Below are 14167 nucleotides of genomic sequence, written 5' to 3' on the forward strand. Positions count from 1 at the left end.
TCTGGTGGTGGCTCGCCGCCGCGCTGACCGGCCTCGCCGCGCTCGTCGTCACCGGCAGCAGCGTCGCGGCCTCCCGCACGTCCCGCCCCTCCCCCGAAGCAGCCCCCCGGCGGGGCTGACCACCTCCGAAAGGAACACCATGTCCAGCACCCCCACCCGCCGCAGGACGCGACTCGTGTCGCTCCTCGGCGCCGGCGCCCTCGCGGCGGCGACCCTCGCGGTCGTCACGCCGTCGGCCGGAGCGGCACCGACCGCCTCGACCGCGTCGGACACCGTCAGCGAGGCCACCTTCACCTGGGGCCTGAGCGGCTACGCGCAGGACGGCATCTTCGGCCCCTGGACGTTCAAGGACCCGACCGGCGACGCTCGCTACCTCGCCGGCGACGTCAGCACCGTGCCGAACACGTCCCCGCAGCAGGTCTACCGCGTCGACCCCGTCCCCACGACGTCGTTCCCGACGTCGAAGGCGGGCAAGGCACCGAACGTCGTGCAGTTCACCGGCGGTGACGGCACCGTCGACCGCACCACGGGCGCGGCGGAGCTGAGCTGGACCGGCAGCTACACCGTCAACGCCTACCCCGCGCAGTACGGCGCTCCCGACGAGATCTACGCCGACCCGCAGCTCGACGTGGAGCCCGACGGCTCGGGCACGCTGACGATGCGCTTCACCATCGGTGCCGGTCAGTCCATGACCGGCGAGCCCTTCCCCGCGAAGGACTTCGGACGACTCACCGTCGCGACGTTCGACGCCGGCTCCCTGAGCGCCCAGACGCCCACCGGATACCGGGTGACCCCCGACTACCAGGGCGTCACGTGGGACGCCCCGTCGGGCACCACCGCCCAGACGCGGACGTGCTCGGCGCAGGACGGCGCCACCGGCTGGTGGGGCGCGTGGCCGACGGACTTCCTCGACGCCCTCGCCACCCACGAGGCGGGCACGTCCGTCCTCGCGCACTTCTACTCCACCGGCTGCGCCGGCAAGCAGGACAACAAGCCGCAGCTCCCCTTCGACGTGACCTTCGCGCAGACCCCGACGGTCACCGTCTCCGACACCCAGGTCACCCGTGGCGCCACCACCTCGGTCACGGTCGAGGGTCGCGGCTTCGACCCGTCCCTCGCGACGGGCACGCGGCCTCCGTTCGCCGGCCAGAAGTCCGGCGTGTACGTCGCGTTCGGCCGCTACGCCGACGTCTGGCGTCCGTCGCAGGGCGCGCCCTCGTCGGCGCGGGCCAACGCGGACAGCGGCGACACCTCCGCGCCGGCCGTGAAGTGGGCCGTCCCGCGTGCGTCCTTCGCCGCGAGCAGCCCGGCACAGGACCCGGAGGCGCCGAACTACACCGAGCTGCGCTCCGACGGCACGTTCACCGCGACGATCCCGGTCAACGAGGACTGGCTGAAGGACCGCACCGGCACCTACGGCATCTACACCTACGCCGGCGGCGGCGCGACCGTCGCCGCGTACGAGACCGCGACGCCCCTGACCTTCGTCGACCCGGCACCCGAGCCCCTCACCCCGACGCTCTCGCGCGGCTCGGAGGTCAAGCCGACCCGCACGACGACGGGCTCGACCCGCGTCACCGTGGCGAGCCCCGACGACTCGGTGCCGACCGGCACGGTCCACACGACCCTGGTCAACGGCAGCACCACCCTCACCGGGCCGAAGGCGACGTTGAAGGACGGCGTGGCCACCGTCAAGGTGCCGAAGGCGACCCGCCTCGGGCGCTGGACGTCGACCGTCCACTACTCCGGTGACACGACGCACGCCGCCGCCACGGGCGCGACGACGACGATCGAGGTGACGCGATACGCCGCCACGGTGCGTCGTCCGTCGACCACGCGCCCGACCAAGCGCAAGACCGGTCGAGCGACGGTGGTCGTCACGTCCGGCAGCCCCGCCCAGGCGACGGGCACGGTGCGCGCGGTCCTGAAGAAGGGCCGCACGGTGCGGTACAGCCGACCCGTCACGCTGAGGAACGGCCGCGCCGTCGTCGGCATCCCGGCGGCGGGCTCCACCGGCACGTGGACGTACTTCATCCGCTACTCCGGCGACGCCAACCACCCGGCCAAGGACGGCACCCGCACGGCCCTGCGCATCACGCGCTGACGCCACGCGACGGACGGCCCGGCACCCTGCAGGTGCCGGGCCGTCCGTCGTCCGTGGCTCAGGCCGTGAGGGTCTCGACGACCGTGGCCACCCACTGCAGCAGCTCACGACCACGCAGCGGCCGCCCGCCGACGGGTGCCGTCTTGGGCGCGGGCACGAGCGCGACGTGCGTCGCCGGCTTGTACAGGCTCTTCGGGTAGACCCGCCGCAGCCGCATCTGGGCCGACTCCGGGAGGTCGACGCCGCCGAAGCGGACCTGCGATCCGGCCGACGTGACCTCCGTCAGGCCGGCGGTACGGACCGCGACGCGCAGACGTGCGACGTCGAGCAGCACCTCCGTGACCTCCGGCGGCTCGCCGTACCGGTCGACCAGCTCCGCGCGCAGCTCCTCGACGTCGGCGTCGGAGCGGACGTCGGCGAGCCGCTTGTACATCTCCAGGCGCAGCCGCTCGCTCGGCACGTAGTCGTGCGGGAGGTGGGCCTCGACGGGGAGCTCGAGCTTCACCTCGCGACCGCCGGGCAGGCCGTCCTCGCCGCCGTCGCCGCGGAACTCCGCCACGGCCTCGCCCACGAGCCGCACGTACAGGTCGAAGCCGACGTCGGCGATGTGGCCCGACTGCTCGCCACCCAGCAGGTTGCCCGCGCCGCGGATCTCGAGGTCCTTCATGGCGACCTGCATGCCGCCACCCAGCTCCGAGTGCTGCGCGATGGTCGCGAGCCGGTCGTGGGCGGTCTCGGTGAGCGGCTTGTCGGGCGGGTACAGGAAGTAGGCGTAGGCCCGCTCGCGACCTCGCCCGACCCGGCCGCGCAGCTGGTGCAGCTGCGAGAGGCCGAGGGTGTCGGCCCGCTCGATGATCATCGTGTTGGCGTTGGACACGTCGAGGCCCGACTCGACGATCGTCGTGCAGACGAGCACGTCGTAGCGCTTCTCCCAGAAGTCGACCATGACCTTCTCGAGCGCCTGCTCGCCCATCTGGCCGTGGGCGGCTGCCACGCGCGCCTCGGGGACGAGCTCGCCCAGCCGCTTCACGACCTTGTCGATCGACTGCACGCGGTTGTGCATGAAGAACGCCTGTCCCTCGCGCAGCAGCTCCCGGCGGATCGCAGCCGCCACCTGCTTGTCGTCGTACGCGCCGATGAAGGACAGCACCGGGTGGCGCTCCTCCGGCGGCGTCGCGATGGTCGACATCTCACGGATGCCGGTGACCGCCATCTCGAGGGTGCGAGGGATCGGTGTCGCCGACATCGCCAGGACGTCGACCGCGGCCCGCAGGTGCTTCAGCGCCTCCTTGTGCTCGACGCCGAAGCGCTGCTCCTCGTCGACGATCACGAGACCGAGGTCCTTGATCTGGACGCCGGGCTGCAGCAGCCGGTGCGTGCCGACCACGAGGTCGACGCTGCCGTCGGCGAGACCGGCGAGCGTCTCCTGCGACTCCTTCTCGGTCTGGAACCGCGACAGCGGCCGGATGGTGACCGGGAACTGCCCGAAGCGCTCCGCGAACGTCGCGTAGTGCTGCTGGACGAGCAGGGTCGTCGGCACCAGCAGGATGACCTGCTTGCCGTCCTGGATGGCCTTGAAGGCGGCCCGCACCGCGATCTCGGTCTTGCCGTAGCCGACGTCGCCGCAGACCAGGCGGTCCATCGGCACCGACCGCTCCATGTCGCGCTTGACCTCGTCGATGGTCACGAGCTGGTCCGGCGTCTCGACGAAGGCGAACGCGTCCTCGAGCTCGGCCTGCCAGGGGGTGTCGGGACCGAACGCGTGCCCCTTCGTCGACTGACGGGCGGCGTAGAGCTTGATCAGCTCGCCCGCGATCTGTCGGACGGCCTTGCGCGCCTTGTTCTTGCGCGCGGTCCAGTCGGCGCCGCCCAGCTTGTCGAGGCTCGGGCTCTCGCCGCCCACGTAGCGGCTGACCTGGTCGAGCTGGTCCATGGGGACGAACAGCCGGTCGCCGGGCTGCCCGCGCTTGCTCGGCGCGTACTCGATCACGAGGTACTCGCGGGCCGCGCCCTGCACGGTGCGGTTGACGAGCTCGACGTAGCGCCCGACGCCGTGCTGCTCGTGCACGACGTGGTCGCCGGCCTTCAGCTCGAGCGGGTCGACCTGCTTGCGCCGGCGCGCAGGCATGCTGGCGCGGTCCGGACGCTCGGCGGCGCGCTGGCCGACGAGGTCGTCGTGGGTCAGCAGGACGGCACGCGGCGCGACGAGGCCGTGGCTCAGGTCGGCGACGACGACGGCGACCACGCCGCTGCCGGCCGCCGGCACCCCACCGTCGGCCCCTGCTTCACCGGCAGCGTCGACGATCGTCGCGGGCACGTCGTGCTCGGCCAGCCACTCCACCGTGCGCTGGGCCTGGCCGGCCGCGGGCGTCGCGAGCACGACGAGGCGTCCTTCACCGAGCCAGGCGCGGACGTCGGCCACAGCGGCCTCGGTGTCACCGCGGTAGAGGGGGGCCGCCTCGGCCGTGGCGGCGACGGTCTCCTCGTCGTCGAGGCCGAACGGCGACACGCTCCACCAGGACGCCCCTCGGGCGAGCGCGACGTCGCGGACGTCGTCGAGCTCGCGGAAGGCTGCGGAGCCGAGGTCGATCGGCGCCTCGGCACCGGTCGCGGCTGCCGCCCACGACGCCTGCAGGAACTCCTCGTTCGTCGCGTTGAGGTCGGCGGCGCGCGCCTTGACCTTCTCCGGCTCGTGGACCACAACGACGGCGTCGTCCGGGAGCAGCTCGACGAGGAGCTCCATCTCGTCGACCAGGATCGGCGAGAGCGACTCCATGCCCTCGACGGCGTGCCCCTCGGCCAGCTTGCCGAACAGCTCGCCCAGCGACGGGTGCTCGACGGCGAGCGCCCGGGCCCGCTCGCGGACGTCGTCGGTCAGGAGCAGCTCGCGGCACGGGGGTGCCCACAGCCGCTCCACGGGATCGGTCGTGCGCTGGTCGGCGACGGAGAACGAGCGGATCTCCTCCACCTCGTCGCCCCAGAAGTCGACCCGCACGGGGTGCGCCTCGGTCGGCGGGAAGACGTCGACGATGCCGCCGCGCACCGCGAACTCGCCGCGACGCTCCACCAGGTCGACGCGCACGTAGGCGGCGGCTGCCAGGTCGCGGACGACCTCGTCGAGCGGCGCCTGCTGGCCGACCACCAGCTCGACGGGACGCAGGTCGGCGAGGCCCTCGACCTGCGGCTGCAGCACCGAGCGCACGGGCGCCACCACGACCCGCACCGGCGGCGCGCCCGGTCCCGGGTGCACGAGACGGCGCAGGACCGCCAGGCGACGACCGACGGTGTCCGAGCGCGGGGAGAGCCGCTCGTGCGGCAGCGTCTCCCAGGCCGGGTACACGGCGACCGCCTCGTCACCGAGGAGCACGGCGACGTCGGCCGCGAGCTCGTCGGCCTCGCGCGCGGTGGAGGTGACGGCCAGCACGGTGGAGGCGTCGGCCAGCGCGCGGGTCACGAACGGCTGCACCGCGGCGGGGCCCTGCACCGAGAGGGTGCGCGGACGCTCGGCGAGCGCCTCGACCAGGGGGTCGTTCAGGTGGGGCGAGAGGAGGGCGTGGAGGTCCATCTACCGGTTGAACGCGCTCTGCGTCTCGGATAGTCCGCGGGTGACGAGGCTCTCGATCGCGTCGGCGGCCTCCTCCAGGTACACGGGGAGGTCCTTGCGCTCGGTCGAGGAGTACGGCTTCAGCACGAAGTCGTGCACGCTCTGACGTCCCGGGGGTCGACCGATGCCGACGCGCACCCGGTGGAAGTCGCCGGTGCCGATGGACTGGCGGATCGACTTCAGCCCGTTGTGGCCGTTGTCGCCGCCGCCGAGCTTCAGCCGCAGGGCACCGAAGTCGATGTCGAGCTCGTCGTGGACGACCACCAGGTGCTCGGCGTCGACGTCGAAGTACTTCATGAGCGTCGAGACCGGGCCTCCGCTCTCGTTCATGTACGAGCGCGGACGGCCGAGGACGGCACGCTCACCCGCGAGCCGGCCCTCGACGACCTCGGCGCGCCCGGAGGCGTGCGCCTTGAAGCGGCCGCCCATGCGGTCCGCGAGCACGTCGGCGACCATGTACCCGACGTTGTGCCGGGTGGCGGCGTACGTGGGGCCCGGGTTGCCGAGCCCCACGACCAGCCAGGTCACGACTCGGTGTCGCCCTCGGCGTCAGCCTCGGACTCGCCTTCGGTGCTCTCGCCCTCGGCGTCCTCGGGCTCGTCACGCTCGATGCCGGCCTCGGCCTCGGCCTCCTCGAGCTCGGCCTCGATGTCGGCGGCCGTCGGGGCGGCGGTGACGTTGACGACCAGCAGGTCCTCCTCGACCGCGAGCGCGGCGCCGGAGGGCAGGGCCAGGTCGGAGGCGAGCACCTGGGCGCCGACCTCGAGGCCCTCGATCGAGACCTCGACGGCCTCGGGGATGTGCGTGGCCTCGACCTCGAGCGACACGGTGGCGTTCTCCAGCACGACCAACGTCTCGGGCTGCGCCTCGCCCTCGAGCTGGACGGCGACGTCGACGACGACCTTCTCGCCGCGCTTGACGATGAGGAGGTCGGCGTGCTCGATGAAGCCCTTCAGCGGGTCGCGCTGGACCTGCTTGGGGATGGCCAGGTGCGACTCGGAGCCGACCTCGATCGAGAGCAGCGCGTTGCTGTTCTTGAGGGCGAGCATGAGCGCGTGGCCCGGCAGCGTCACGTGCACGGGGTCGGTGCCGTGGCCGTAGAGGACGGCGGGGACCTGGTCGGCGCGACGGATGCGGCGGGCAGCGCCCTTGCCGAACTCGGTACGGGGCTCGGCGGGGATGGTGATCTCGGCCACGGGGAAACTCCTGGAGGTGTGGTGCGGGCGAACGAGGTGGGGCGGCCGTGGACCCGGCCGGACGTCGCCCCAGCAGGTCGGACACGACACTCCGCGGAGCGCCCTGTCGATCACGGTCGGACCTGCCGACCCTCGCCGAGGCAACTGCGTCAGCGTACAGGAGCCCTCCGCCGCCAGCGAAATCGGCCACCGCCGAGGGTGCCTGATTGCTAGGGTCGGCTCATGCGGACGCCGACTTCCCCGGGCGGTCCCGGGGACGTCCCCGCGACCCCGGGCGACGGCGTGCCCCGCACGCGCACCCCGGTGGTGCCCAGCGAGGTGTTCGCGGCCCAGTTCCTCTTCCTCACCGGGCTCGCCCTGCCGGTCGTCTCCTCCCTCGTCACCTCGCTGCCCGTCCACCACGGGGCGTTCACCGCGGGCGTCGTGGTCGCGGGCGTGACGGCCCTGCTGACCGCGATGCTCGGCTCGCTGGGGATCGACCGGGCAGGCTCCACGGTGGTCGCGGCGACCCTCATCGCCGTCCTCGACGTCGTCGTGTGCGGACTGCTCTACTACGCCACCCCCGGCGCCGGGTTCGCCGTCCTCGCCGTCCTGCCGGTGGCCTGGACGTCGATCCAGCTCCCGGCCGTGTCCCGGGCCTGTGTGCTCGGCACGGCGCTCGTCGCGGTCGTGACCGTGGTGGCGGTGCGCGACCTGACGGGTGAGCAGCCGTGGACCACCGGGGTGACGACCCTGCTGAACCTCGCCCTGCTGTTCGCGCTGACGTCGTGGGCGGGCTCGCGCTGGACGGCACGGAACCGCTCCCAGCGACGGCTGCTGGAGTCCCAGACCCGGCTCGTCGGCTCCGCGCTCGACTCCGCACGCACGCAGGAGCGCACCCTCGCGGAGGTCCTCGACGTCGTCGACTTCGCCGTCGTCACGCTGGACGCGGACGGGGCGGTGACCGCCAACCGGGCCGCCGAGGCCCTCGCGCGTCTGGTCGGCGCCGCCGACGCGACGGAGGCCGTGCTGCACGCGCCGTTGTACCGGGCCGACGGCACCACGCCGCTCGCGGCGAGCGAGAAGCCGCTCGCCCTCGTCCGGTCGGGCCAGGACGTGGAGGGGCTGCTGGTCCGGCTGGGACCACCGGGCCCGGCCCAGGTGCCGCTCAGCGTCAGCATCCGCCGCGTCACCGGCCCCCGTTCGGACCGCTACGTGTTCGTCGCGCGCGACGTCAGCAAGGAGCTCGCGGACGCCCAGGCCCGCGACGACGCCGTCGCCGCCGTCTCCCACGAGATCAAGACACCCCTGACCGCGGCCCTCGGCTACCTCGAGCTGGCCCTCGCGGAGCCCGACCTGGGCGACGACGCCCGTGAGCTGGTCGAGGTCGCCCTCGACAACACCGAGCGGATGCTGGCGCTGTCGCGCGACTTCCTCTCCGCGCGCAGCCGCACACCCGGGGTGCCCCTGCAGCTCCTCATGGAACCGTGCCGTCCGAGCGAGCTGGCCCGCAGCGCGGTCGAGGGCGTGCGGCCGCTGGCGACCGAACGGCTCATCACGGTGCGGCTCGACAGCCGCACGGACTCGACCATCCCCGCGGACCCGCTGCGGCTGCGGCAGGTGCTCGACAACCTGCTCACCAACGCCGTCAAGTACAACCGCTACGACGGCACCATCGACGTCGTGGTCCAGGACGCCCACCGCTCCACCGAGGCGGTCGACGTGCCTGCGGAGCGCGGGCCCGTCGCGGTCCCCGGCGTCGAGATCGTCGTCCGCGACACCGGCCGCGGCATGACCGAGGACGAGCTGGCCTCGCTGTTCACCCGCTTCTACCGCACCGACCGCGCCCGCAGCTCCGGCGTGCAGGGCACGGGCCTGGGGCTGAGCATCACCCAGGACATCGTCCGCGCCCACGGCGGCTCCGTCGACATCACGAGCCGGCTCGAGGAGGGCACCACGGTCACCGTGTGGCTCCCGGCCGCGGCCGACGAGAGCGTCGCACGGGACGTGGCCTGATGTCCGACCTCGACCTCGTGCTCCTGGGCACGCTCCTGCCCTACCTCGCCGTGGCCGTCACCTTCTCCGTCACCACGGCCATGCGGCACAACGACCCCGCCAACCGGCTCTGGGCGGGCGGCCTCGTCGCCGCCGCCGGCGCGGCACTCGCGAGCCTGCTCTCCGGCGACACCGTCCTGACCTTCGAGACCGACACCGCCGGCGCGGCCTGCGGGGTCGTGGCGATCGGTCTGGTCTGGTCGGGCCTGCGCTGCTTCCGCGGCGCGATCGCCCTGCCCGTCGCCCCGCTCGTCGTCGCCGTCGGCGTGGTCCTGCTGCGCAGCGGGCTCGAGGCGGTCGGCTCGCCGGTCCTGCCCGACGGCTACCTCGCGGCGGCGGGCTTCGCCGTGGCCGGCGTCCTCGAGCTGCGCCGCAGCAGCATGCGCATGAACGTCAACGTCACCCTGCTGCAGGTCGCGCTCGGCGTCTTCGCCGCTGCCGTCGTGGTGAACGTGCTCCTCGGCCGGGTCTACCGCGGGTCGGACCACCTGCCCGCCGTGTTCCTGCTGGTCACCATGCTCGTCCTGCTGCAGCTGCTCGTCGCCATGCGCGCCGAGCGCGAGGGCGCCTGGTGGTCCGAGGACCACGGCACCGGGCGCGTCTTCGGGGTGCACAGCCGGGGCCAGTTCGTCGAGGCCGCCGCCGACCGGCTCAGCCGCATCCAGCTGCGCGGCGGGCACGCCGGCCTGGTCCTCGCCGAGATCACCGACCTCGTCGAGCTCAACGAGGCCTTCGGCCGCCGCGGCGGCGACCTCGCCCTCGCGACGGTGGCCGACACGCTGCGCCGCCACGTGCCCGCCTGGTCCGTCCTCGGCTACCTCGGCGTGGGCCGCTTCGCCGTCCTCGCGCCGGCGGAGACCCCTGAGCGCACGGCCGAGATCGCGGCCGCGGTCGAGCGCGCGGTGTACACCCGCTCGAACGAGGCGCTCGGCGAGCAGGACGTGCCGGTCCCCGTGCTGTTCAGCACCTCCGACACCTTCACGACCGCGCCCGACCTCGATGCCCTGCTCGCCGAGGCCGGCTACGTCCCGCGCGCTTGAGCAGATCTTGAGCAGACCTTGAGGCCGGACCACGGCGTTTCCTGAGGTCGGCACCCCAGGATGGGGTGACGCCCACCGTGCAGGAGCCCCCGTGTCCCACGACGCCCTCGGTCCCATGGACCGACACCCCACCGCCTTCGACCTCAGCGACGAGGCGCTGCACCGCGCCCTCGGCACCGCCGTCGAGGAGGTCGCGGGCAGCATCAAGCCGCGCGCGACGGTCGCGTGCGTCGTGCCGTCGTACAACGAGGCCGAGACCATCGCGTCCGTGCTCGACGCGCTCCTGGTGCAGACCCGGCTGCCGGACGTCATCCACGTCGTGGTCAACAACACCACCGACGAGACCGTCGAGATCGCCAGCCACTACGCCGGCCAGCACCTCATGGAGCGCCCCGAGGGCACCCAGCTGGTGGAGATCTTCGTGCACGACATCGGCGAGAACCCCGACAAGAAGGTCGGCGCCCTGAACTACGGCTTCTTCCTGGCGGAGGGCTGCGACTACATCATCGGCGTCGACGGCGACACCACCCCCGAGCCGACGGCCGTCAAGGACCTGGTCGACGAGATCACCAGCGACGACCGCATCGGCGGCATCTCGGCGATCTACAGCATCGACGACAGCGCCCTGCCGACGACGATGGCGAAGTTCCTGACGGCCGGCCAGCGCGCCCAGTTCGCCGCCTTCAACATGCAGAACCTGCTGCGCGGCCGGAACATGGCCGTCCTCGGCGGCCAGTTCTCGATCTTCGCCACGCAGGCGCTCCGCGACGTCATGACGCAGACGCACCAGCGGGCCCCGTGGGTCAAGGACAGCGAGGTCGAGGACTCGCTGCTGTCGCTGCAGATCAAGAGCGCCGGCTACCTGACGAAGATCAGCGCGACCGCCCGCGCGCACGTGGGCGGCATGAACACGCTGCGCTCCCTCGACGCCCAGCAGGTGAAGTGGAACTTCGGCGCCATCGAGCTCATGTGGCCCGGCCAGCGCGGCGACACGAAGGGCCAGCCCTTCCACCCCAACCTGCGCCTGCGCTGGTTCGAGCACATGTCGATGGTGCTCAACATCATCACGCGGCTCATGTTCTTCAGCCTGCTGCTCGCCTCGCTCTCGATCCACGCCTTCGTCTTCAGCCCCTGGTGGCTCGTGCCGCCGGTCGTGGCGATCCTGCTGAACTACCGGGTCGCGCGGTCGATGCACTACGGGCACCGTCGCGACATCCTGTTCGCGGTGCTGCTCCTCCCGGCCGAGATCTACATGTGGATCCGCATCGGCCACTTCCTCCGCGCCTGGACGAAGTTCGCGAGCCGCAAGCAGACCGACAACTGGGCCGCCCAGGCCAAGGCCGAGCGCGGCTCGGGCAACAGCTACCTCTACCCCTTCGCGATCGCCCTGCTGGGCTTCGTCGCGGCCGCCGCCGTCTGGTTCCAGGTCCCGATCGACCTGCAGTCCTCCATCCTGGCCGTCGGCTGGCCCATCCTCGGTGTCATCACCGTCGCCCAGACCTTCTGGATGGGCATCAAGATCCTGCGCAACTACCGTGGCTACACGGTCTGAGCGCCTCCTCCATCCCCCTCGTCCTCTCGAAGGAAGCACACCCGTGACCAGCGCACCCCGCCGCCCCCTGCCCGTCGCCCGCGTGACGTCGGCCGTCGTCCTCGCCCTCGTGGCGTCGCTGGTCCTCGGCGCGTGCGGCCTCGTCGACCGCGAGCCGGCACCGGCCGCCACCCCGAGCGCCACCGCCTCGCCCACGCCCGCGTTCAACTCCCAGTTCACGCGGGACGGCACGTTCCAGTCGCACGTGAAGGTCGGCACCCTCGACTTCGTCTACACGATCTGGCCGACGAAGTCGACGCCCCGCACGAACGAGTGGTACCCCCTGGGCGACAAGTACTTCTCCTTCACGCTGCAGGCCTACGACCTCTCGCGCAAGCTGCGCGACCCGTTCCGCACGAAGCGACGCGTCTACCTCGGCCGGATCCAGGTCTCGTCGGCCACGACGACGTCCTCGGGCGACGTCGAGAACCCGTACACGCTCGACGCGGACGCGCGACGCATCACCTTCGACCCGGAGCCGGTCGCGTCGCGCTACGGCATGCTCATCACGTCGCCGAAGGGCGCCTTCGAGCTGCGCAACCAGAAGATCGGGCCGCTCGCCATGGACACCAAGGGCGTGACGCTGACCTTCAAGGCGACGGTGTGGATCCAGCGCCGCGCGGGCAGCCGCCAGTACGTGCCCGAGCTGGTGACGCAGGAGGTGCCGATCGCGATCTTCGCCTCGAAGACCCCCACCGAGGCGCAGAAGATCCCGATCAACGCCAACTGACGCCGCACCCCCGGGTGCCGGGCGGTGAGGCCGGACGAGGACGCCGGGCGGGCTCGACCGCTCAGGCGTCCTCGGCCATGCGGTACCCGACGCCGCGGACCGTCTCGATCCACCGCGGCGTGGTGCTGGAGTCGCCGAGCTTGCGCCGCACGTTCGCCATGTGCACCTCGACGGCGCGCTTGTCGGCCTCGTTCACGAAGTAGGTCGTGACGTAGTTCTGCCCCCGCAGCGTCAGGACGAGGTCGGCCTTGCTGCGCACCCGACGACCGGTCGCCATCAGCGAGGCGACGAGGTCGAACTCGGTCCGGGTCAGGTCGACGGTGCGACCGTCGACCGTGACCGTGCGGGTGTCGACGTTGACCGCGAGCCCGTTGCAGCGCATCCAGGCGTCGTTGCCGGTCTGGGCCGGCGGCGGCGCACCGGCGTGGACGGCCGGCGCGTGGCTGACCGCGTGACCGCCCGCCTGGTGGGTCGGGTAGGCCGGACCGGGGTCGACCGGCGGGGCCACGGGCTGGGGCGCGGCCTGGTAGCGCGGACCGGGGTCGGCGTAGGGCGCCTGCTGCTGCGGGACGTCGCCGTAGCGAGCGTCGGGGTACCCCGGCGCGGGAGGCTGCCGCTCGGCGTAGGTCGGCTCGGGATAGCCCGGCTCGGGATAGGCGGGCTCGGGGCGGGCGGGCTGCACGGGGTACGAGGCCGGCGCCTGGTGCCGGGCCACGTCCTGGTGGGGCCGCTCGTACGGCGGTGCCTCGACCGGCGGCGGCACCGGACGTCCCTGCACCTGCTGCGGGAGGTCCTGCGTCGCCGACGGCGGCGTCGACGCGACACCGTTCGGCGAGGGCTCGAAGCCCTCGACGTCGACGTGGTGACGCGGTCGGCGCATGACCGACTCGATCCGCGCTCGCAGCTCGCGGGGCCGGAACGGCTTCACGAGGTAGTCGTCGGCACCGGAGTCCAGACCCTGCACGACGTCGATCTCGTCGTCGAGTCCGGTGAGCATGATGATGTAGGTGGCGCTGAACTCGCGGATCAGCTTGGCGGCGGCGAACCCGTCCATGCCGGGCATGTTCACGTCGAGCGTCGTGAGCACGGGGTCGTACGCCCGCACCGCCTCGACACCCTCTGGACCGTCCTTCGTCAGGACGACCTCGAAACCGCTCCGGACGAGGATCGTCCGGAGCAGATGCCGGACGTCCGCGTCATCCTCGATGACGACGGCGATCGGCGCGCCACTCTCTCCCATGCGGCGAGCGTAGCAACGACCAGGGCCGCCGCAGACCGAACTGTCCCTCGTGCGGGCGAAGTCACCACCCGGCGGCGCGCGCCAGGTCGAGCGCGCGCTCGGCCCACCACTGCCCGGCGGGGGGCCCGCCGTTGCACGATCCGTCGCTCTCGCCGGGCGGCTTGATCCACAGGAAGGCGTCGAGCGACCCGTCCCCGGCTGCCGGCGTCCGACCCAGCGCGCGACCCGGCGGGTTGCACCACTCGCCGTCCGAGCCGTTGCCGTTGCGGCCCGTGTCGATCACGTAGTGGCTGCCGCCCAGCGCCTGCGAGACGGCTTCCGCGTAGGCGCGCTCCCGGGCGTCGTCGGCGTAGAAGGAGACGTTGGTCGCGAACCCGCGCGCGTCGCCGACGCCCGCGCGCTCGAGCCGTGAGGCCATCTCCTGGGGGTCCACCCAGTCCGAGTGGCCGCCGTCGACGTAGGTCGTGACGTGCGCGTCGGCGAGCGTGTCGACCGCGTCGTGCAGCAGCGCGAGCCGGCTGTCGGCGTCGGCGCACTGGCCTGCGTCGGCGACGGCGTCGGGCTCGAGCACCGCGACCGTCGTGCCGATGCCCCGCGCACCGTCCGCGACCGCTCCGACCCAGTCGCG

General features: G+C 72.6%; 10 protein-coding genes. 5 read left to right on the forward strand and 5 right to left on the reverse strand.

The features are described from left to right. The first annotated feature begins 139 nt into the window (after positions 1-139). Positions 140-2104 carry a hypothetical protein gene (locus NH339_RS13930; protein WP_253026337.1) on the forward strand — a complete coding sequence of 655 codons (1965 nt, stop codon included), beginning with the start codon at positions 140-142 and terminating at the stop codon, positions 2102-2104. Positions 2105-2162: 58 nt separating this feature from the next. Here NH339_RS13930 and mfd read toward each other — a convergent pair whose 3' ends face one another. Genes mfd through NH339_RS13945 form a run of 3 tightly spaced genes read right to left on the reverse strand, consistent with a single transcriptional unit; the run spans position 2163 to position 6904 of the window. After that, complete coding sequence (gene mfd, locus NH339_RS13935; protein ID WP_253026339.1) at positions 2163-5669, reverse strand: transcription-repair coupling factor; 3507 nt, start codon at positions 5667-5669, stop codon at positions 2163-2165. Then, positions 5670-6236 carry an aminoacyl-tRNA hydrolase gene (gene pth, locus NH339_RS13940; protein ID WP_067855368.1) on the reverse strand — a complete coding sequence of 189 codons (567 nt, stop codon included), beginning with the start codon at positions 6234-6236 and terminating at the stop codon, positions 5670-5672. Beyond that, complete coding sequence (locus tag NH339_RS13945) at positions 6233-6904, reverse strand: 50S ribosomal protein L25/general stress protein Ctc (RefSeq protein ID WP_253026341.1); 672 nt, start codon at positions 6902-6904, stop codon at positions 6233-6235. Before NH339_RS13945 ends, pth begins: the two co-directional genes overlap by 4 nt. A gap of 222 nt (positions 6905-7126) precedes the next feature. On the opposite strand from NH339_RS13945, the gene NH339_RS13950 reads away from it, so the two are divergent. The 4 genes from NH339_RS13950 (at position 7127) to NH339_RS13965 (ending at position 12299) form a co-directional block, all read left to right on the forward strand. Next, on the forward strand, positions 7127-8899 hold the full coding sequence (locus tag NH339_RS13950) for a cell wall metabolism sensor histidine kinase WalK (RefSeq protein ID WP_253026343.1): 1773 nt from the start codon (positions 7127-7129) through the stop codon (positions 8897-8899). Then, a complete protein-coding gene (locus tag NH339_RS13955) occupies positions 8899-9978 on the forward strand; it encodes a diguanylate cyclase domain-containing protein (protein ID WP_253026365.1) in 1080 nt (359 codons plus the stop codon). The genes NH339_RS13950 and NH339_RS13955 overlap by 1 nt, the downstream gene beginning before the upstream one ends. 91 nt (positions 9979-10069) lie before the next feature. Continuing rightward, positions 10070-11530 carry a glycosyltransferase gene (locus NH339_RS13960; RefSeq protein WP_253026367.1) on the forward strand — a complete coding sequence of 487 codons (1461 nt, stop codon included), beginning with the start codon at positions 10070-10072 and terminating at the stop codon, positions 11528-11530. Positions 11531-11573: 43 nt separating this feature from the next. Continuing rightward, positions 11574-12299, forward strand: coding sequence for a hypothetical protein (locus NH339_RS13965; protein ID WP_253026369.1), 726 nt, complete (start codon positions 11574-11576; stop codon positions 12297-12299). A gap of 61 nt (positions 12300-12360) precedes the next feature. Here NH339_RS13965 and NH339_RS13970 read toward each other — a convergent pair whose 3' ends face one another. Together NH339_RS13970 and NH339_RS13975 are read right to left on the reverse strand one after the other, a co-directional pair. Beyond that, a complete protein-coding gene (locus tag NH339_RS13970) occupies positions 12361-13539 on the reverse strand; it encodes a response regulator transcription factor (RefSeq protein WP_253026371.1) in 1179 nt (392 codons plus the stop codon). Between the two features lie 61 nt (positions 13540-13600). Next, a partial coding sequence (locus NH339_RS13975; RefSeq protein ID WP_253026373.1) for a glycoside hydrolase family 6 protein occupies positions 13601-14167 on the reverse strand: 567 nt, incomplete at its 5' end.

The sequence above is a fragment of the Aeromicrobium sp. CnD17-E genome, from assembly GCF_024124745.1.
In the GTDB taxonomy this organism is placed as follows: Bacteria; Actinomycetota; Actinomycetes; order Propionibacteriales; family Nocardioidaceae; genus Aeromicrobium.

Coding starts and splice junctions, on each gene's coding strand:
- NH339_RS13950 (WP_253026343.1), top strand. CDS start 7,127: ATGCGGACGCCGACTTCCCCGGGCGGTCCCGGGGACGTCCCCGCGACC.
- NH339_RS13955 (WP_253026365.1), top strand. CDS start 8,899: ATGTCCGACCTCGACCTCGTGCTCCTGGGCACGCTCCTGCCCTACCTC.
- NH339_RS13970 (WP_253026371.1), bottom strand. CDS start 13,539: ATGGGAGAGAGTGGCGCGCCGATCGCCGTCGTCATCGAGGATGACGCG.
- NH339_RS13930 (WP_253026337.1), top strand. CDS start 140: ATGTCCAGCACCCCCACCCGCCGCAGGACGCGACTCGTGTCGCTCCTC.
- mfd (WP_253026339.1), bottom strand. CDS start 5,669: ATGGACCTCCACGCCCTCCTCTCGCCCCACCTGAACGACCCCCTGGTC.